Origin of the sequence: Sinorhizobium alkalisoli (assembly GCF_008932245.1) — a bacterium.
GTDB classification, from domain to species: Bacteria; Pseudomonadota; Alphaproteobacteria; order Rhizobiales; family Rhizobiaceae; genus Sinorhizobium; species Sinorhizobium alkalisoli.
In genome coordinates this window covers 2,411,423-2,430,208 of sequence record NZ_CP034909.1, presented here as the reverse complement: position 1 = coordinate 2,430,208, position 18,786 = coordinate 2,411,423, and the positions used below count along the sequence as shown (strand labels likewise).

At 63.1% G+C, this 18,786-nt stretch carries 19 protein-coding genes; 9 read left to right on the top strand and 10 right to left on the bottom strand.

From position 1 onward, the window contains the following. Positions 1-53 precede the first annotated feature (53 nt). The 3 genes from EKH55_RS11820 to EKH55_RS11810 all read right to left on the bottom strand — a co-directional run bounded on the left by EKH55_RS11820 (position 54) and on the right by EKH55_RS11810 (position 3,318). Complete coding sequence (locus EKH55_RS11820) at positions 54-902, bottom strand: transglutaminase family protein (RefSeq protein ID WP_069458091.1); 849 nt, start codon at positions 900-902, stop codon at positions 54-56. Positions 903-977: 75 nt separating this feature from the next. Continuing rightward, positions 978-1,919, bottom strand: coding sequence for an alpha-E domain-containing protein (locus EKH55_RS11815; protein ID WP_069458090.1), 942 nt, complete (start codon positions 1,917-1,919; stop codon positions 978-980). 4 nt (positions 1,920-1,923) lie between these two features. Next, the gene (locus EKH55_RS11810; RefSeq protein WP_069458089.1) at positions 1,924-3,318 is read right to left on the bottom strand and encodes a circularly permuted type 2 ATP-grasp protein; all 1,395 of its coding nucleotides are present in this window, start codon (positions 3,316-3,318) and stop codon (positions 1,924-1,926) included. 484 nt (positions 3,319-3,802) lie between these two features. On the opposite strand from EKH55_RS11810, the gene EKH55_RS11805 reads away from it, so the two are divergent. Then, the gene (locus tag EKH55_RS11805) at positions 3,803-4,714 is read left to right on the top strand and encodes a DMT family transporter (RefSeq protein WP_192803779.1); all 912 of its coding nucleotides are present in this window, start codon (positions 3,803-3,805) and stop codon (positions 4,712-4,714) included. 78 nt (positions 4,715-4,792) lie between these two features. On the opposite strand, the gene EKH55_RS11800 is transcribed toward EKH55_RS11805, so the two are convergent. The 3 genes from EKH55_RS11800 to EKH55_RS11790 all read right to left on the bottom strand — a co-directional run bounded on the left by EKH55_RS11800 (position 4,793) and on the right by EKH55_RS11790 (position 8,039). Continuing rightward, positions 4,793-6,301 (bottom strand): DEAD/DEAH box helicase, encoded by a 1,509-nt coding sequence (locus tag EKH55_RS11800; RefSeq protein ID WP_069458087.1) that lies wholly within the window; start codon positions 6,299-6,301, stop codon positions 4,793-4,795. Between the two features lie 323 nt (positions 6,302-6,624). After that, on the bottom strand, positions 6,625-7,725 hold the full coding sequence (locus EKH55_RS11795) for a DNA alkylation repair protein (protein WP_069458210.1): 1,101 nt from the start codon (positions 7,723-7,725) through the stop codon (positions 6,625-6,627). A gap of 14 nt (positions 7,726-7,739) precedes the next feature. Beyond that, positions 7,740-8,039 carry a hypothetical protein gene (locus EKH55_RS11790; RefSeq protein ID WP_069458086.1) on the bottom strand — a complete coding sequence of 100 codons (300 nt, stop codon included), beginning with the start codon at positions 8,037-8,039 and terminating at the stop codon, positions 7,740-7,742. Positions 8,040-8,183: 144 nt separating this feature from the next. Here EKH55_RS11790 and EKH55_RS11785 point away from each other — a divergent pair, with 144 nt between their 5' ends. Beyond that, positions 8,184-8,858, top strand: a complete 675-nt coding sequence (locus tag EKH55_RS11785; RefSeq protein ID WP_069458085.1) for a helix-turn-helix transcriptional regulator — start codon at positions 8,184-8,186, stop codon at positions 8,856-8,858. A 126-nt stretch (positions 8,859-8,984) separates the two neighbouring features. Continuing rightward, a complete protein-coding gene (locus EKH55_RS11780) occupies positions 8,985-9,434 on the top strand; it encodes a host attachment protein (RefSeq protein WP_069458084.1) in 450 nt (149 codons plus the stop codon). 91 nt (positions 9,435-9,525) lie between these two features. On the opposite strand, the gene mnmC2 is transcribed toward EKH55_RS11780, so the two are convergent. Continuing rightward, the gene (mnmC2, locus tag EKH55_RS11775) at positions 9,526-10,242 is read right to left on the bottom strand and encodes a tRNA (5-methylaminomethyl-2-thiouridine)(34)-methyltransferase MnmC2 (protein ID WP_069458209.1); all 717 of its coding nucleotides are present in this window, start codon (positions 10,240-10,242) and stop codon (positions 9,526-9,528) included. A 142-nt stretch (positions 10,243-10,384) separates the two neighbouring features. Here mnmC2 and EKH55_RS11770 point away from each other — a divergent pair, with 142 nt between their 5' ends. The 6 genes from EKH55_RS11770 (at position 10,385) to uraH (ending at position 14,863) form a co-directional block, all read left to right on the top strand. Beyond that, positions 10,385-11,518: an NAD(P)/FAD-dependent oxidoreductase gene (locus EKH55_RS11770; RefSeq protein ID WP_069458083.1), complete on the top strand. Its 1,134-nt coding sequence runs from the start codon at positions 10,385-10,387 to the stop codon at positions 11,516-11,518. Positions 11,519-11,625: 107 nt separating this feature from the next. Continuing rightward, positions 11,626-12,414, top strand: coding sequence for a DUF1045 domain-containing protein (locus tag EKH55_RS11765; RefSeq protein ID WP_151611562.1), 789 nt, complete (start codon positions 11,626-11,628; stop codon positions 12,412-12,414). A 113-nt stretch (positions 12,415-12,527) separates the two neighbouring features. Beyond that, entirely contained in the window at positions 12,528-13,457 is a 930-nt protein-coding gene (gene puuE, locus EKH55_RS11760; protein ID WP_151611561.1) for an allantoinase PuuE, read from the top strand. Next, the gene (gene uraD / locus EKH55_RS11755; protein ID WP_151611560.1) at positions 13,457-13,960 is read left to right on the top strand and encodes a 2-oxo-4-hydroxy-4-carboxy-5-ureidoimidazoline decarboxylase; all 504 of its coding nucleotides are present in this window, start codon (positions 13,457-13,459) and stop codon (positions 13,958-13,960) included. The genes puuE and uraD overlap by 1 nt, the downstream gene beginning before the upstream one ends. Then, the gene (locus tag EKH55_RS11750) at positions 13,953-14,504 is read left to right on the top strand and encodes an ureidoglycolate lyase (RefSeq protein ID WP_151611559.1); all 552 of its coding nucleotides are present in this window, start codon (positions 13,953-13,955) and stop codon (positions 14,502-14,504) included. Before uraD ends, EKH55_RS11750 begins: the two co-directional genes overlap by 8 nt. Beyond that, positions 14,501-14,863 carry a hydroxyisourate hydrolase gene (uraH, locus tag EKH55_RS11745; protein WP_069458079.1) on the top strand — a complete coding sequence of 121 codons (363 nt, stop codon included), beginning with the start codon at positions 14,501-14,503 and terminating at the stop codon, positions 14,861-14,863. The genes EKH55_RS11750 and uraH overlap by 4 nt, the downstream gene beginning before the upstream one ends. Before the next feature lie 25 nt (positions 14,864-14,888). Here uraH and EKH55_RS11740 read toward each other — a convergent pair whose 3' ends face one another. From EKH55_RS11740 to EKH55_RS11730, 3 genes are all read right to left on the bottom strand, one after another. After that, positions 14,889-16,025: an alpha-hydroxy acid oxidase gene (locus EKH55_RS11740; RefSeq protein ID WP_151611558.1), complete on the bottom strand. Its 1,137-nt coding sequence runs from the start codon at positions 16,023-16,025 to the stop codon at positions 14,889-14,891. Positions 16,026-16,116: 91 nt separating this feature from the next. Continuing rightward, positions 16,117-17,442 (bottom strand): guanine deaminase, encoded by a 1,326-nt coding sequence (guaD, locus tag EKH55_RS11735; RefSeq protein WP_151611557.1) that lies wholly within the window; start codon positions 17,440-17,442, stop codon positions 16,117-16,119. Beyond that, positions 17,439-18,671: a urate hydroxylase PuuD gene (locus tag EKH55_RS11730; protein ID WP_151611556.1), complete on the bottom strand. Its 1,233-nt coding sequence runs from the start codon at positions 18,669-18,671 to the stop codon at positions 17,439-17,441. The genes guaD and EKH55_RS11730 overlap by 4 nt, the downstream gene beginning before the upstream one ends. Positions 18,672-18,786: the final 115 nt, after the last annotated feature.

Genomic DNA, 18,786 nt, shown 5'->3' with positions numbered 1-18,786 from the left:
TCCCGCCTGCGGGGAGAAGGCGCCGGCAGGCGGATGAGGGGCCGACTTTAGCCTCACTGGCTCTGCGTCTGGCTCTGACCGCCTTGGCTCTGGCTTTGCGTCTGCCCTTGCCGCTCGACCGTCACGGCCACCTTCAGCGTCTCGTTGACGGCGCCGTGGACGAGACCGGAGACCGGGGCGGCGTCCGGGTAGCAGAGGCCGGAGGCCACGCGGACATAGCGGTCGTCCGGGCAGATCTTGTTGGCGGCGTCGAAGCCGACCCAGCCGAGGCCGGTCAGGTGGACGTCGGCCCAGGCATGGCTCGCGGTCTGTTCGGGATGCCCATCCACCATCAGATAGCCGGAGACGTAACGAGCGGGCAGCCCAAGGATGCGGGCCGCGGAGATGAGAATGTGGGCGTGATCCTGGCACACGCCCTTGCCGCGCTCCAGCGCCTCTTCGGCACTGGTCTCGACGTGGGTCTCGCCTGGCCTGTATTCGACGCTCTCGTGGATTATCGCCATGAGCGCGTGCATGCGGTCGAGATCCGTCTCGCCCGTGGCCGACTTCGCCAGATCACGAACGCGCTTGCCGGGCTTGCTGAGCGGCGTTTCGCGTAGGTAGAGCCACAGCGGCACGCAGGATTGGTGTGCGCCGAGGACACCAGCCTTGTCGTCGGTGTCGACCTCGCCGCTTGCCTCGACGCTAAAGCTCGTTCGATTGGCGTCGACGCTGACGAGATGCGTCCGGTTACCGAAATGGTCATCATAGGCGACTTCGACGACGGCGCCCTCGACCAGCGTCCGCCAGTTGAGAACCGTCTGGCCGGGCTGGTTCGTCGGCGTCAGGCGCAGACGCTGCAGGGCATAGGACACCGGCTCGTCATAGTGATACTCGGTCCTGTGGCTGATTTTCAAGCGCATGCCCTTCTCCCGAGTCTGGAGCGGGATGAGGAAAACTGTGCGCGGTTTTCCGCCCGCATCCCGCTCTAATCTCTTCTAATTGTAGAACCGGTATCCGTCGGTGATTTCCTGTCCCACACGGTTGTTGTGGCTGATGAACTCTTCCAGATATTCGTGCAGCCCCTGGTCCATGATGTCGTCGATGGAGCGGCTGCGTAGCGATTGAAGAGTTTGTTCCGCTGTCTCGTGGGCGGCATGCTTCTCGCCATACTCGCGCGCGAGATAGCCGAGATTGCTGACGATCTTCTCATAGCAATAGGCGAGCGATCGCGGCATGCGGCCGTTGGAAATCAGGAAGTCCGCGATATTCGCCGGCTTGAGTTCCGCGTCATAGACCCAGCCATAGGCGCGATGCGCGGAAACCGAGCGCAGGATCGATTCCCACTGCACGTTGTCCATCGATGACCCGACAGCGGCGACAGCCGGGAGCAGCACATAATATTTCACGTCGAGAATGCGGGCGGTGTTGTCCGCCCTCTCGATGAAGGTGCCGATGCGGGAGAAGTTGAAAATCTCGTTTCGGAGCATCGTGCCGTGGAAGGCGCCGCGAATGAGGCCGGTGCGCCGCTTGATGGCATCGATGACCTCGGGCATTTCTGCGGGCCGCACCTTTCTGGTGAGGCTCTCCTTCATCGCGATCCAGCATTCGTTGGTTGCTTCCCAGGTCTCGCGGGTCAGAGCCGTGCGGACCATGCGGGCATTGTGGCGGCCCGCCTCGATGCAGGACATGACGCTCGACGGGTTGGCGCGATCGCGCAAGAGGAAGTCGATGGCGTCGCTGCTCGTCAGCCTGTCGTGCACCTGGTCGTAAAGCTCGCGCACGCCGGCGCTCTGCAGCACGCCGTCCCAATCGTCCTCCGTCGCTTCGCTGCGCGTCAGCGACATGCGCAGGCCCGCATCGATCAGCCGGGCGCCGTTTTCGGCGCGCTCGATATAGCGGAACATCCAATAGAGACCGTTCGCAGTTCTTCCCAACATGGCCTCAGTCCTCCAGTACCCAGGTATCCTTGGTGCCGCCGCCCTGGCTGGAATTCACCACCAGAGAGCCCTCCTTCAGCGCGACGCGCGTCAGGCCGCCGGGAATGATCTGCACCTTGTCGGAGACGAGGACGTAAGGACGCAAGTCCACATGCCGGGGCGCAATGCCCTTGTTGACGAGGATCGGCACGGTCGAGAGCGATAATGTCGGCTGCGCGATATAGTTGCCGGGGCGCTCCTTCAGCTTCTCCGCAAAGGCGGCGCGCTCCCTTTTCGTCGCCGTCGGTCCGACGAGCATGCCGTAGCCGCCGGAGCCGTGCACTTCCTTGATGACGAGTTCCTCCAGATGTTCGAGCACATATTTGAGGCTCGGTGGTTCGGAACAGCGCCAGGTCGGCACGTTTTCGAGCAGAGGCTTGCGGCCGGTATAGAACTCGACGATCTCCGGCATGTAGGAATAGATCGCCTTGTCGTCGGAAATCCCGGTGCCGGGCGCATTGGCAATGGTGATGTTGCCGGCACGATAGACGTCCATGATGCCGGGAACGCCGAGTGCGGAATCCGGGCGGAACGTGAGGGGGTCGAGGAAATCGTCGTCGACACGGCGATAGAGCACGTCGATGGCCTCGTAGCCGCGGGTCGTGCGCATCTTCACCTTGCCGTCGATAACGCGGAGATCCGAGCCCTCGACCAGCTCGACGCCCATCATGTCGGCGAGGAAGGCGTGCTCGTAGAAGGCGGAGTTGTAGATGCCGGGGGTCAGGACGGCGACACGCGGTTTGCCGGTGCAGCCGGGCGGGGCGAGCGAGGCCAGGCTCTGGCGCAGCAGATAGGGATAGTTTTCCACCGGCCGCACGCGGTTCTGGTGGAAGAGCTCCGGGAACATCTGCATCATGGTTTCCCGGTTTTCCAGCATGTAGCTGACCCCAGACGGCGTACGCGCATTGTCTTCCAGCACGTAAAACTGATCCTCGCCGGTGCGCACGATGTCGGTGCCGACGATATGGGTATAGACGCCGCCCGGCGGGCGGAAGCCGATCATCTGCGGCAGGAAGGCATCGTTCTTCTCGATCAACTCGCGCGGAATGCGGCCGGCGCGGATGATCTCCTGCTTGTGGTAGATGTCGTCCAGGAAGGCATTGAGCGCGATCACGCGCTGCTCGATGCCCTGGGCGAGCCTGCGCCATTCGCGGCCGGAAATGATGCGGGGAATGAGATCGAAGGGAATGAGCTTCTCGGAGGAATCCGCATGTCCGTAGACCGCAAAGGTGATGCCCGTCTTACGGAAGATATTTTCGGCTTCCTTCGATTTCGCTATGAGCCGGTTTCGGTCCTGGCTGGCATACCATTCATGATAGGTCGAATATGGCTGGCGCGGACTTGTATCCGCATTCATCATTTCGTCAAATGCCAAAGGCGTGGTCCCCTTATTTTGCGACCATTTGAGTACATCGTATGACGCAATGCAAGAAGCGTGCACGTCCGCCCGCGAAGAAATTTCGGGCAGACGCCGGGCAAATTGAAAGCGTTTTGCTGACGCCGCCGTGCCCGCCGCCGCTGCAACACCCACTGCGTGCGGCTGCTGATTTCAACAGGCGGTCGCCGACAGGGCAAATGCCTCAATATTCATCAATCTAGTCGAGCGGCCCCGAGGATTTGCCCTCGAATCAATCGAGCCCATTCCCCGCTGCGCCTGATAATTCCGATTCGCTGATTGCAGCCATCAGAAAAATTGCTTTGACCGGGCGAGGCGAGCGCTCTACCGCATGCAGCAATAGAGTGCTGCAGCGAGGTTTGCGCGTCTGAATAAGACGCGCAGGCGCTGCAGGCATGAGGCTCATGCGGGCCTCCATGATCCGCCTTGCTTCGGGAAAACACCGATGTTGCTTGCCCGCCTGGCTCCGGCCCTCTTCGTGCTGCTCTGGTCCACGGGTTGGGTGGTTGCGAAATATGCGGCCTTTTTCGCCGAACCGCTGACCTTCCTGGCGCTGCGCTACAGCATCGCCATCCTGCTCTTCATCGGCTTCTGTGCCGCGACCGGCGCGCGTTGGCCGCGCTCGGGGAAGACAATCGGCCATGCGGTGATCTCCGGCATGTTTCTCCATGGCCTCTATCTGGGTGCGATATGGTGGGCGATCGGCGAGGGCGTGCCCGCAGGCATCTCCGGCATCATCGCCGGCCTCCAGCCCCTGATGACCGCGGTCGCGGCGCCTTACCTGATCGGCGAAAATATTACCCGGGTGCAGAGACTTGGGCTCGCGCTCGGCTTCTCCGGCATTGCGCTTGCGGTGCTGCCGAAGGTGCTGGCGATCGACGCCGATATCAGTCTATTTCCGGTGGCGGTGAATGTGCTCGGAATGGGTGCGGTGACCTATGGCACGCTTTACCAAAAGCGGCACCTGCAGACCGGCGACATCCGGGCGATCGCGACGCTGCAATATGCCGGCGCCCTGATCGTCACCGTGCCCATGGCCCTGACGCTCGAGGATATGCGCGTGACCTGGAGCGTCGAACTTGTCGCCGCGCTCGCCTGGTCGGTCCTCGGCCTGTCGATGGGAGCGATCGCCCTCCTGCTCTATCTCATTCGCCGCGGTCAGGTCTCTCGCGCCGCATCGCTGATCTATCTGGTGCCGCCGCTTGCGGCCGTTGAGGCGGCACTCCTCCTGGGCGAAGCGCTCACCTGGCCGATGATCGTTGGTACGGTCATTGCAGTGACCGGCGTCTATCTCACCAATCGCAAGAGCGAAAGCGAGGCACGTTCCGAGGGGCAGACCGGTAAGGCTGCCGCTGTGTGAGGCGATAGAGAGAGACGGGTGAATCCCGGCCGTGGACGTGCTTCTGCGGCCGGGTTTCTGCTTTTTCGGGCCAATGCGCTAGGCTGAACGGCCGCCCTTGCCGGCACGGCGCATGTCCTGGCGGCGATTGCCGTCGCTCACGCCGCGGCGGCCGTCTTGCGGTCCCGGGCGACCGTGATGGTGCTTTTTGGCCTCGTGGTTGCGGTTGCCTTCCGAACGGCCGTCATGATGCCCATGACCCGCCGCACGCTGGTCGCGCCGCTCGTGCTTCTGCGGGCGATCTTCGAGGAGGAGCTCGTCGCCGGCAAAGCCGACTGCCGCCTCGCGCGCCGGGCGATTCCGGCGTGGTGCCTTGTCCTGCCGCGGACCACCGCCATTGCCGCGGTTCTGGCCATTGCCGCGGTGCTGACCATTGCCGCGTCCGCCGCGTCCCTTCGACGGGCGAGCCTGATCGGCCGGCGCCTCGCCGCTGGCGACGGCGATCTCGATGCCCATCAGCTTCTCGATGTCGCGAAGCAGGCGGATTTCGTCGGGGGCGCAGAAGGCGATCGCGATGCCCTCACGGCCATTGCGGGCCGTGCGGCCGATGCGGTGCACATAGGCATCCGGCACTTCGGGCAGATCATAGTTGTAGACATGGGTGACGCCCGGAATGTCGATGCCGCGGGCGGCGACATCGGTCGCGACGAGCACGCGGATTTCGCCATCGCGGAAAGCCTTGAGCGCCCGCTCGCGCTGGCCCTGGCTCTTATTGCCATGGATCGAGGCGGCCTTGAAACCGACATGGTCGAGATGCTTCATCAGCTTCTCGGCCCCATGCTTGGTGCGGCTGAAAATCAGCGACAGGCCATCCGGGTTGGCGGTCAGCGTCTGCTTGAGGATCTGCGTCTTCAGGTCCTTGCCCGGAACGAAATGGACATATTGCTCGACCTTGTCTGCGGCCTTGCCCGGAGGCGTGACCGCGACCTTGACCGGATCGGTCAGATACTCGCCGGCGAGCTCGGCAATCAGTTTCGGCATCGTTGCGGAGAAAAGCAGCGTCTGACGGTTCTTCGGAACCAGCTTGGAAATCTTGCGCAGGTCGTGAATGAAGCCGAGGTCGAGCATCTGGTCGGCCTCATCGAGGACGAGATAGCGAGCCTGCGTCAACGTCACCGCCTTGCGAGCAACGAGGTCGAGCAGGCGGCCGGGGGTGGCGACGAGAATGTCGACGCCGCGGGCGAGCTGTTCGGTCTGCTTGTTGATCGAGACGCCACCGACGACGACGCCGATCTTGAGCGGGCTCTTCTTGACGAAGAGCTTCAGATTGGCGGCGATCTGGTTGACGAGTTCGCGAGTGGGAGCAAGCACGAGAGCGCGGATGTTGCGCGGATCCGGGCGCTTGCCATCGGCAACCAGCTTTTCGATCATCGGCAGGCCGAAAGCAGCGGTCTTGCCGGTACCGGTCTGCGCAAGGCCGATGAGGTCATGGCCCTTCAATACCATCGGAATGGCCTGCGCCTGGATGGGCGTCGGTTTTTCGAAACCGTTGGCCGAGAGTGTTGCCAGAATATGCTCGGAAAGACCGAGCGCTTCAAAAGTGGACAATGCGTATACCTTTCGGGGCGCCAAACGCTCTCGCCGGAACCGCAGGATGCAATTCCGGTGTCGTCTGGCGTCAAGAACCCCGCGTGAATTGGGAACTTGTGGGTTAAAGAAAAGTCGTCAAGCGCCTGTGCTGACCGCAATTCGCGGCGATGTCACGCGCTTTCCTTCTTCACGGCTTGAAAGTGGTTGCCGAGGGCGCGCTCACGCGGCGGCCGGAAGGTGACGCACCCTCATGTCGTTGCTTTGGCTCCAAAAGTCAAGCTGCTTCTTCTGCTGGGTCCGAATTCAGCGCTCGACCCGGGGCATTTTGGTAAAGTTCCCGTCTAAGCCATGACAAGTTCGAAATCCGCCTGGGCGGCGGGTTGCCCGTTGACCAGGATCACGACGCGGTGAGCGCCGCCATAGTAGCGTCGCGTGGTGATCGGCCGCATCGGGTGGTGCTTCCTGAACTCGATGGTGCTGCCGGGGTCGAGCGTCACGGTCGTCCATTTGAACACTTTCGGCGACGTGTCGCCATTCGCCTTCCGATGGTGCACGGCATAGTCGATCATGACTCGCTGCCTGGAGCCATCCGCATTGCGCATGGTCAATCCGAGGACGAGATCGTTGCCGAACCGGACGGTCGGCGTCGCGAGTGCAAGGTGGGCGGCGACACCGAGCGGCGGCTCGAAGCCGAAATTGGCAAGCGCGCCGCGGTGCCCCTGCTTGAGGAGCGTGCGGGAGGCATGCCGCAGCAATTTCAGGCGTTCAGGCGATGCGCCTGCCATGTGCGCGGCCACGAAATCCGCGACGAGGTCGGGATGATCTTTGGCTATGTCGTTGAGGCTGTTGGCGACGGAGCGCCGCACATATTCCTCCGGATCGTCGAGAAGCGCCGTGAGGATCGGGAGGATCGGCCGCGGATCGAGGATGAGCCTTGGCAGTCGCATCGCCCAGGGCAGGCGAGGGCGCGTGCCCTCGCTTGCCAGCCGCCGGACGTGATGATCGTCATCCTCGACCCAGCGGCGGATCGTCTTCAGTGCCCGGTCCTGTTCCTGCTGGATGAAGGGGCGGATCGCGAACTCGCCGGTGAAGTGGGGGGTGAGCCGACGGAGGAACGACAGGGAAAGCTCGAAGTTGCCAAGCCCGCGAACCGCGACGAACTGGCTCGCCGGCAGAAGCGCCCAGCCGGTGAGGCCGGGCGCATTGCCGTTCGGCAACGCCGCGTCGAGGATCGAGACGGCCGCGGGAAAGTCCAGGGGCAGACCCTCGATGAGGGCATCTCGGATCTTGAGCGAGCGCTGCATCAGTTCTAGCGACTCGAGGCCACCGCCGGCGGAAGCGACAAATCGGTCGCGGTCGAAGCCGGGGGCGCAGCGGGACAGGCGATCGGCGATCTCCATCACGACGCCCGGATGCAGGAGATTTTTCAGGGGTTCCGCCATCGCCTTGCCGTCGTTCAAATCTGTCGTTCGGTCAGGAAATGCTGCATGAGCTGAACCGAGCCGATCGCCGCCATGTAGGGTGCGAAATCGGGGTCGGTCATGACGCGCTTTCCGGCCTCTCGCGCCGCCTCCAGCGTCTCCCATTCGACAAGATCGGCAAGCATGTCGGCCGTTTCGCAGGCGGTAACTGCGCGCCAGGAGACGAAGCCCGGATAACGCGAGACGACCTGCATGGCCTTGCCGCGTGCCGCTATCGCGATCTCCTTGTCCGGGACCGTGCATACGGCGAGTTCGAGAACGTGTTTCGTTGTCATCGGGATCTCCTTGTTTGAATGCGGCTTGACTTAAGCACATTCCAACTGACAGCCTTATGGCCATAGCCGGCTAAGCGGTCTGAGGAAAGGCGTGACCGACTCTCGACCCCCTTCGGCTCCGCCCGTCCGGAATTGGAGAAGACCATGCGGCCTGCCGACCGATTGTTCCGTATCATCCAACTCATGCGCGCCACAGGCCGGGCGATGACGGCGGGCGAAATTGCCGAAAGGATGGAGGTCGCGCCGCGCACCATCTATCGCGATATGCAGCACCTGATTGCTTCGGGTGCGCCGATCGACGGCGAGCGCGGCGTCGGTTACCTCTTGCGTGAGGCTTTCGATGCGCCGCCGCTCACCTTCACCTTCGAGCAATTGGAGGCGCTGGCCTTCGGCGTGCGCGCCGTGCAAATGCTCGGCGACGGGCGCCTGGCGCAGGCGGCGCGCGAGGCGATGGAGAAAATCGGCCACGGCCTTCCGCCCGAACATGCGGAGAAATTGCGCAGCGCACCGCTTCGCGCCTTCCGATCGGCGCTGCAGCCCGCCCCGCCGGCTCTGCTGGGCGACATCCGCCAGGCCATTGCCGGAGAGCGCAAACTCAGCATCACCTATGAAAGCCTTGCACAAGAACTGTCGGAGCGTACAATTTGGCCGCTCGGCCTCAGCATTTTCGGGCATCATTGGCTGCTGACGGCCTGGTGTGAACTGCGCCAGGACTTTCGCGATTTCCGGGTCGACCGGATCCTCTCGCTTAAGACCGAGCGCGAGCGATACGAGTCGACGCCGGACCGCAATTTCGAAGCCTATCTTGCCCGCCTGTAGCCAAGCTGCGTGAGATTTTGGACAAAAGGACTATCGGCGATTGGGAACCTGACGCGAGTTTCAACCGTTCCGTTTCCTGTGCATTCGCCGACCTATCTGCCAACCACGATATGAGCGGAGGACGTAGTGCGGAACCGGGTTTGGATACTGGCAGCCGACGGAAACGCGGCGCGCATCGTCAAGGACGTCAATTTGCTGAAGGACGGCCATCAGCATCCGGCAGAGGAGACCTACCAAATCGAGGGCAAACGGGCCCAGGACATCATGGCTGACAAGCCCGGCCGCAGCCATTCATCGGTCGGTCACGGTCGGTCGGCCATGGAATACAGCAGCGATCCGGTCCGCGAGGAGCAACATCGCTTTGCCGCCGAGATCGCGGGGAAGATCGATCACTACGCGCTCGAGAATGCTTTCGAGAACCTGGTGATCTGTGCCGCGCCGAAGACGCTCGGCGACTTGAGAAAGCTGCTGTCGCACCAGGTCAGGGAAAGGACGCTTGCCGAGATCGACCGCAACTGCGTCGCGGCCCCGACCGATCAACTGATCGCAACGGTGAAATCCGTGGTCTTCCCCTGAAGCCAACGGCAGTGGATTTGACCGATCCGGATGGGACGGGCCGATCCACTGGACTTCGTTTGCGCCGCCGCGAGTACAAGAGGGTGCCGCGTCAGACCTTATCGCCGCGCAGCATCTCCCGCTTGCCGGCAAAACCTGGCAGGCGCTCGACGGCGAAGCCGGCAGCCGTGAGGTTGCGGCGAACGAAACCGGCCGCGGCATAGGTTGCGAAAGTACCTCCCGGCACCGTCCTCTCGAAGACGAGCCGCATCAATTCCTCGGACCACATGTCCGGGTTGCGGGACGGCGCAAAGCCGTCGAGATACCAGGCGTCGAAGCGTTCCGCTGCGGCGGTTACGCCGTCGATCGCCGTGCCGCAGACGACCGTCAGCCGTACTTTGCCGAGATCAAAATCGATCCGGCTCGCCGGGAGGTGAGGCCAACTGGCGACAAGCGCCTGGCGCTCGGCATCGATTTCCTGCCAGTGCGACAATGCCCGGGCGATTTCCTCGGCTTGCATCGGAAAGCGCTCGAAGGAAACGAAATGCAGGCGTCCGCCATTCGGCGAGGCCTGTTTCCATTGCCGCCAGGTTTCGCAGAAATTGAGCCCGGTGCCGAAGCCGAGTTCGCCGATGGTAAAGGCGCCGCATCCTCGCCATCGCCCGGGCAGCCTGTTGCCGGCGAGGAAGACATGACCGCATTCGAGCCGCCCGTCCGTGCGGCAATAAAAGTGATCGCCAAATTCCACCGAATAGGGCATATCGCCCCCGTGCCATTCGAGGCTTTGCGCGGCGGGCGATTGCGTCTGGCGGAGATCGATTGCTGTCATGTCAATGCGGATCATTTTCCCAATCTACAGCGCCGCGCGCCCCCTGGGGCGCGCAAAGCTCGCAGTAGCACTTCGAGTTGCGGCATAGTTTGATCGTCAGATCGAATACGATCTAAGGAATTATGCAGTGGTAGGTCAATCGATGAGCGAAGTCTTGATCGTCGGCGGCGGTATCATGGGCCTGTGGGCCGCCCTCATGGCAGGGCGCATCGGCATTGAGACGCGGCTCATCGAAGGCAAGAGGATTGGTGCGGGAGCGAGCGGCGGCTTGCTCGGCGCGCTCATGCCGCATATGCCGGACCGCTGGAACGCGAAGAAGCAGTTCCAATTCGACGCGCTGGTGTCGCTGGAAGGGGAAATCGCTCGGCTCGAGGAGGAGACCGGCCTGTCGGCAGGCTATCGCCGTTCCGGCCGGGTCATGCCGCTCGGCAAACCGCATCTCAAGGACATCGCCCGCGGCCATGAACAGGATGCCGCGCGGCACTGGATCGCGGGCGAGCGGCGTTTCCACTGGCACGTGAAGGATGGCGGAACCGGCGATTGGCCAGCGATCCAGGCGGCACCCTTTGGTATCGTGCACGACACCCTGGCCGCCCGGGTTTCGCCGCGAGACCTGCTTCGGGTGCTCCGCGCCGCAATCGCCGGTTTTTCCCATGTCCGGATCGAGGAGGGCGCTGAGGTTGCGTCGGTCGATCCGGAGCGCGGTCGGCTCCTGCTTGCCGATGGCAGGGCGCTGGTCTTCGGCCATTGTATCCTTGCGGCCGGCGTCGAGAGCTTCGCCTTCATCGACCATTTGGCACGCAGTGGGCAGGCGCCGAGCGGCGTCGCCATCAAAGGGCAGGCGGCCCTGCTTCGCGCCGACATCGACCCGGCGTCGCCGATCATCTTCACCGACGGGCTTTATATCGTTGCCCATGACAATGGCCACGTGGCGGTCGGAAGCACCAGCGAAAATCGGTTCGACGCGCCGTTTTCGACGGACGAGCAGTTGCAGGTGCTGATCGACCGCGCGGCGGCACTCGCGCCCGCGCTTCTAGGCGCTCCGGTCGTCGAGCGCTGGGCGGGCCTGCGCCCGAAGGCCATCGGGCGCGAACCGATGGTCGGCCGACACCCCGACCATGGCCGGCTGTCGGTCTTGACGGGGGGCTTTAAGATCAGTTTCGGGATGGCGCATGTGCTGGCGCAATGGGTGATCGACGAAATTGCCGGGCGGCAGGCTCGCGTAGATCTTCCGGACTCATTCCGTTGCGCGACCCATATGGAAGCGCTCAGATAGCCCCGTTCGAATTCGTCAATCTGTCACGCAAATCACCTAACACGCGGCCGATGTGTATCGGAGCGGGTTGCCTCGTCCTGCTCTGAACCGGTTTCGGAGCCTGCGACATGCGGTATGCCATATGTTTCACCCCGCCGATGAGCGATCCGCTCTCTGCCGTTGCGGCGAGTTGGCTTGGACGGAGCGTCTATTCGGGCGAGGCGGTTGAGTTTCCTTCCGTTGGCGCCCTCAGTGTTTCGGAAATCGCCTTCCATACCGCCGTGCCGCGCCGGTTCGGCTTCCATGCCATGATCATGGCACCGTTCCGCCTGGCGCCGGAGACCGACGAGGGCCAGCTTTTGAAGGCGCTGATGCACTTCACCACCGCCGAAACGCCGCTGACGGTCGAGCGTATGGAACTGGCGCGCATCAGCCAGTGCTGGGGACTGGTGCCGCACGTGCCTTTCCATGCGATGCATCTGCTTGCGGCCCGCGTCATCGAGGCGTTCGACCGCTTTCGCGCGCCGCTTAGCGAGGAGGAGATCGAGCGTACGGATCCGGATCGGCTGACGGCACCGCAATTCTCCAATCTTCACCGCTGGGGCGACCCCTTCGTGATGGACGAGTATCGTTTCCATCTTAAGCTTACGGGACCCTTGAGCGCTGCCGCCGAACGGCGGCTGGAGACGCCGCTGCGCGAATTATTCGAGCCGCGTCTGGCCGAGCCGCTCGTGGTCGACAGCCTTGCGCTGTTCGTCGAACAGGATGCCAGGGCGCCGATGCGCGTGCATTCGCAGCATCCACTCGGCAAGATTTCCGCGCGTCCGCGTGGAGATCGTGCAAGGCGGCCGACGGAGCGTCGCCCTAAGGTAGACCCCTTGCCGCGCACAGTCGCGCCCTTGCCGACGCCACGCTAAGCGGATTTTCGATGGCCTTTCCGGACCTGCTTCGGTTCCGCTTTCGCCGTCATTTGCATCTCGACAATCCGGCCCGCGGTGCTACCGTTCCGGAAAAATCGAAGGGTGATTTGATGGCAGAGAAGACCTATCCGCGCGACCTCGTCGGCTATGGACGCACGCCGCCTGATCCGCGCTGGCCTGGCGACGCGCGCATCGCGGTCCAGTTCGTGCTGAATTATGAGGAGGGCGGCGAGAGCTCTATTCTCGACGGCGATCCGGCGTCCGAAAGCCTGCTGTCGGAAATCGTCGGCGCGCAACCTTGGCCCGGGCAGCGCAACCTCAACATGGAATCCATCTACGAATATGGTGCGCGCGTTGGCTTCTGGCGTCTATGGCGGCTGTTCACGAGCCGCGGCGTGACGCTGACTGTCTACGGGGTGACGCTTGCCATGGCCCGCAATCCCGAGGCGGTCGCGGCGATGAAGGAGGCGGGCTGGGAGATCGCCAGCCATGGGCTGCGCTGGCTCGAATACAAGGATTTTCCCGAGGAGGTCGAGCGGCAGCACATTCGCGAGGTGGTGCGGCTGCACACGGAACTGACGGGCGAACGGCCGCTCGGCATCTACCAGGGCAAGCCGTCCGTCAATACGCTGAAGCTGGTTCTGGAGGAGGGCGGTTTCCTCTATTCCTGCGACTCCTATGCGGACGAATTACCCTATTGGGTGCCGGGGCCGACACCCGACAAACCGCATCTCATCATTCCCTATACGCTCGACGCGAACGACATGCGCTTCGCCACCAATCAGGGCTTCAACTCCGGCGACCAGTTCTTCACCTATCTCAAGGATACGTTCGACGTGCTCTATGAGGAAGGCAAGGAGGGCAGCCCGAAGATGATGAATGTGGGCCTGCATTGCCGCCTGGTCGGCCGGCCCGGACGCGCGGCGGCGCTCGCCCGCTTCATCGACTATGTCCTGTCGCACGACAAGGTCTGGGTGCCGCAGCGCGTCGATATTGCACGCCACTGGTACGAGCACCACAAGCCGGAAGGAATGCGCTGATGTCCGGACGCGAAGAATTCGTCCGCCGCTTCGGCGGCGTCTTCGAACATTCCCCCTGGGTGGCGGAGCGGGCCTATGATCGCGCTGCCTCCGTCGGGTTGACCGCCGGCAATGTGCATTCGGCGCTCTGCACTGCCTTTCGCGCCGCCTCGCCTGCGGAACGCCTCGCCGTCCTCAAGGCGCATCCGGACCTCGCCGGCAAGCTGGCGGTCGCTGGGGAACTCACCCCCGATTCGCGCGCGGAACAGGCGTCTGCAGGACTGGACCGATTGTCGCCCGAGGAACATGCACGCTTCACGGCCCTCAACGAGGCCTATACGAAGAAATTCGGCTTCCCCTTCATCATTGCGGTGAAGGGACTGACGAAGGACGATATTGTCGCGGCCTTCGCGCGGCGCATTGACAATCCCGCGGAAGAGGAATTTGAAGCCGCCTGCGCTGAGGTGGAGCAGATCGCACGGCTGCGTCTCAAATCCATGCTTCCGGGAGATGATTATGCCTGATGGTGCCGTTCCTGACAGGAAGCAAGGCCCGACGTCGCATCTGCTGTCGATCGAACCGCTGACGCGGGAGGCATTCGCGCCGTTCGGAACGGTGATCGAAGCGGATCCGGCGTCGATGCGCCTCATCAATGGCGGCAATACCGAGCGGTTTCACGCGCTTGCGGAGGCCGAGGTCGTCGGCGAAGGCGCGCGCGTCGTGATCAACCTCTTCCGTGGCGAGCCGCGGGCCTTTCCCTACGCACTCACCATGATGGAGCGTCATCCGCTCGGCAGCCAAAGCTTCTCGCCGCTCGAGGATCGGCCCTGGCTTGTGGTGGTCGCCGAGGGCGAAGGCGGGCGGCCGCTGCGGCCGCGGGTGTTCCTGGCGGGCGGCCGGCAGGGCGTGAATTATGGCCGCAATGTCTGGCATCATCCGCTGATGGCGATCGGTGCCGTAAGCAATTTCCTCGTCGTCGATCGTGCAGGACCGGGCGACAATCTGGAGGAGTTCTTTTACGAGGCTCCCTTCATCATTCCCGATCCGTTCGTGGAGAATATCCGATGAGCAAATCCGGCCGCCTGACGACCCATGTTCTCGACACCGCGCGCGGCAAGCCTGCCCAGGGGCTGTGCATCGATTTCTATCGGGTGGAGGGCGAGGAACGGCGCCTGCTTTGCACGGCAGAGACCAATAGCGACGGCCGGATCGACGGTCCGCTTGCCGAAGGCGCCGGCTTCACGGCGGGTACCTACGAGTTGGTCTTCCACGCCGGCGACTATCTTCGGACGGCGGGCGTGGCGCTTTCAGAACCGGCCTTTCTTGATCTCATCCCCTTGCGCTTCGGCGTCGCCGATCCCGAAAGCCACTATCACGTGCCTCTGCTGCTCTCACCCTACGGCTATTCCACCTATCGGGGCAGTTGAAGCGCCGCGGCGCATTCTGCGGTCGCTATTCCACGATGACGTCGCGTCCAACTTCGGTGAGGAGGCGCTTGCCGCAAAGCGCCATGGTGATGTCCATCTCCTTGCGAATTATCTCGAGGGCGAGCGTCACGCCCTCCCTGCCCAAGGCGCCAAGGCCATACAGGAACGGGCGACCGATATAGGTGCCCTTGGCGCCGAGTGCGATCGCCTTCAGAACATCTTGGCCGGATCGGATGCCGCCATCGAGATGAACTTCGATCTGGTGACCGACGGCATCGACAATGCGCGGCAGCATGCTGATCGAGGAAGGGGCGCCGTCAAGCTGCCGGCCGCCATGGTTCGAGACGATGATCGCATCGGCGCCGGTCTTTGCCGCCATCTTGGCGTCTTCCGGGTCGAGAATGCCCTTGAGGATGAGCGGACCGCCCCAGCGCTCCTTGATCCACTCGACGTCCTTCCAGGAGAGTTGCGGGTCGAACTGTTCGGCCGTCCAGGCGCTGAGCGAGGAAAGGTCCGTGACGCTTTTCGCGTGTCCGACGATGTTGCGGAAGGTGCGTCGGCTGGTGCCGAGCATCTTCATGCACCAGCGCGGCCGCGTCGCCATCATCCAGAGGTGCTTCGGCGTCATGCGCGGCGGTGCCGACAGGCCGTTACGCAGATCCTTGTGGCGCTGGCCCAAAATCTGCAGGTCGAGCGTCAGGACCAGCGCCGAGCATTTTGCGGCCTTTGCCCGGTCGATGAGGTTGAGCACGAATTCGCGCTCGCGCATGACATAGAGCTGAAACCAGAAAGGCTTCGTCGTTACCGACGCGACGTCCTCGATCGAGCAGATGCTCATGGTCGACAGCGTAAAGGGGATGCCAAAGGCCTCTGCCGCCTGGGCGGCAAGCATTTCGCCGTCGGGATGCTGCATGCCGGTCATGCCCGTCGGAGCGAGCGCCACCGGCATGGAAACCTGCTGGCCGATCATCGTCGTTTCCAACGAGCGATCGGTCATATCGACCAGAACCCGCTGGCGCAGCTTGATCTTCTGGAAGTCTTCCTCGTTCGCCCGGTAGGTCCCCTCGGTCCAGGCGCCGCTGTCTGCATAGTCGAAGAAGAGCTTCGGTACGCGCCGCCTAGCGAGCGCCTTCAGATCGTGGATGTCGAGGATTTGCGTCATGGGGCTCGGCCTTCAGCAATGATGACTGCCGAGCCATTATCACGTTTCAGGCGGGGGCGTAATAGCAGAGGTAAAAAAAATTGACCACTTTCTAATCTGCTTGAATTGCGTCGAGCGGCGATTTGGCCGGCCGGCCACCCACATAGGTCTCGGCCACGGCGCGGTCGTCGCCCATCGTCTGCAGCAGGAAGAGCTCGTCGGCAAGCGAATTGACCACTTCCGCCCTGAGCGCCATGGGTGGGGTTGCCGCCATATTCAAGACCGTGAGGTCGGCATCGGTGCCCGGCTCCAGCGTGCCGATGCGGTCGGTAAGCGACAGCGCCTCGGCATTGCCGCGCGTCATCATGTAGAAGGTCTCGAACGGGTTCAGCCGTTCGCCCTGCAATTGCAGGATCTTATAGGCCTCGTCGAGCGTCTTCAGCATCGAGTAGCTGGTGCCGCCGCCGATGTCGGTGGCGACCGAGACGCGCACCGGCTTTCCGCGCCTTGTCAGCACGCGCAATGGAAAAAGGCCGGAGCCGAGGAAGAGGTTCGATGTCGGGCAGAAGACGGCGACGGAGCCGCTTTCACTCATCGCATCGGCCTCGCGCTCGGAGAGGTGGATGCAGTGGCCGAAGAGGCTCTTTCGCCCGAGCAGGTCGTAGCGGGCATAGACGTCGGTATAGTCCTGCGCTTCCGGAAAGAGCTCGCATGTGTAGGCGATCTCGTCGCGGTTCTCGGAAAGATGCGTCTGCACGTGCAGGTGCGGGAATTCGCTGAGGAGCGATCGCGCGACTTCCATCTGCTCCGGCGTCGAGGTGATGGCGAAACGCGGTGTGATGGCGACGTGGTTGCGGCCCTTGCCGTGCCAGTTGGCAATGACGGCGCGTGTCTCGTCATAACTTGTCTCCGGGGTATCGAGGAGGCCCTGCGGAGCGTTGCGGTCCATCATCACCTTGCCGGCGACCATGCACGTCCCGCGCCTAAGACTCTCGGCAAAGAAGGCATCCGCGGACGCCTTGTGCACGGAGCAATAGGCAGTCGCCGTCGTCGTACCGTGGCGGGCCATCTCGTCGAAGAAGTGCCCGGCGATACGCTCGGCATGCGCCGTCTCGACGAAGCGGCACTCCTCGGGAAACGTATAGGTGTTCAGCCATTCGAGCAGGTTGGCCGCATAGGAGGCGAGGACCTGCATCTGCGGAAAGTGCAGGTGCGTGTCGATCAGGCCCGGCACGATGAGGTGCGGTCTGTGGTCGATCTCCTCCACCCCTTCCGGTGCCGCCGCCTTGACCGCCGTGTAGGTGCCGGCGGCCTTGATCAGCCCGTTCTCGATCAGCAGGGCGCCATCGCTTTCGTAAGCATAGGCGGCGCTGTCGTCGATGCTTTGCGGTGCTCGGTTGAAGCTCAGGGTGCGGCCGCGAATGAGGGCGGGTGTCATCGTGTCTCCCCGACGGCGCTTTCGAACCAGGCTGTGACCAGGCCACGTTCCTTCGCCGTCATGTCGGTTATGTTGCCGGGCGGCATCGCATGGCTGCGCCCGGCCTGGATATAGATTTCGCGTGCGCGCGCGGCAATCTCGCCGTCGCTCCCGAAGGTGACCCCGTTCGGGGGGCGAGCGATGCCCTCATAGACGGGCTCGGCCGCGTGGCACATGCTGCAGCGGGTGGCGATCGCCTCCTTCACTGCCGGAAAATGCGCGTTGTCGGCAAAGCGGCCAAAGGCCGGCGCGGCTTCGGCTCGTTCTTCGCCGGTCAAGACTTTCGGGACCGTCGAAAGCCAGATGATGAGGATGAAGAGAAGCACGGTGGCGAGCCAGGTCCAGGTCGGCGTGCCCTTGCGCGCATGGGTCGTGTTGAACCAGTGGCGGATCGTGACGCCCATCAGGAAGACGAGCGCCGCGATGATCCAGTTGAAGGCGGTCGCGAAGGCAAGCGGGTAGTGGTTCGACAGCATGAAGAAGATGACCGGCAGCGTCAGGTAATTGTTGTGCAACGAGCGCTGCTTGGCCTGCGCGCCGAGCCGCGGATCGGGCGTGCGCCCGGCGATCAGGTCGGCAACGACGATCTTCTGGTTGGGGATGATGACGAAGAAGACGTTGGCCGACATGATCGTCGCCGTGACGGCGCCGAGATGCAGAAATGCGGCCCGGCCGGTGAAGACCTGCGTATAGCCCCAGGCGATTGCGACGAGCACGACGTAAAGCAGGATCATCAGCCCCCAGGTGTTCTTGCCGAGGAGCGATTTGCAGAGCAGGTCGTAAAGGAGCCAACCGAGCCCGAGCGAGGCAAGGGAGAGTGCGATCGCGGTCGTTGCCGAAATGTCCAGCACATGCCGGTCGACGAGGAAAAGATCGGCGCCGCCATAATAGACGATGCAGAGCATGGCGAAGCCGGAGAGCCAGGTCGAGTAGGACTCCCATTTGAACCAGGTGAGGTGCTCCGGCATCCTCTCGGGCGCAACGAGATACTTCTGGATATGGTAGAAGCCGCCGCCATGCACCTGCCATTCCTCGCCGTGGGCGCCCGGCGGCAAGTGGTCGCGCATCACCAGGCCGAGGTCGAGCGCGATGAAATAGAAGGATGAGCCGATCCAGGCGATGGCGGTGACCACATGCAGCCAGCGGACGGCAAAAGCCAGCCATTCCCAGGCAATGGCGAATTCATACATTCAGTTCCCCTTTGTCTTCGTTCGCCCAACCTTGCGAGAAAAAGCGATGGCGGGGAAGGGGCGATTTCGCTGCCCTCCGCATTTTCGCCGAACGGTGAGCGTCTCGCGAAGCTGA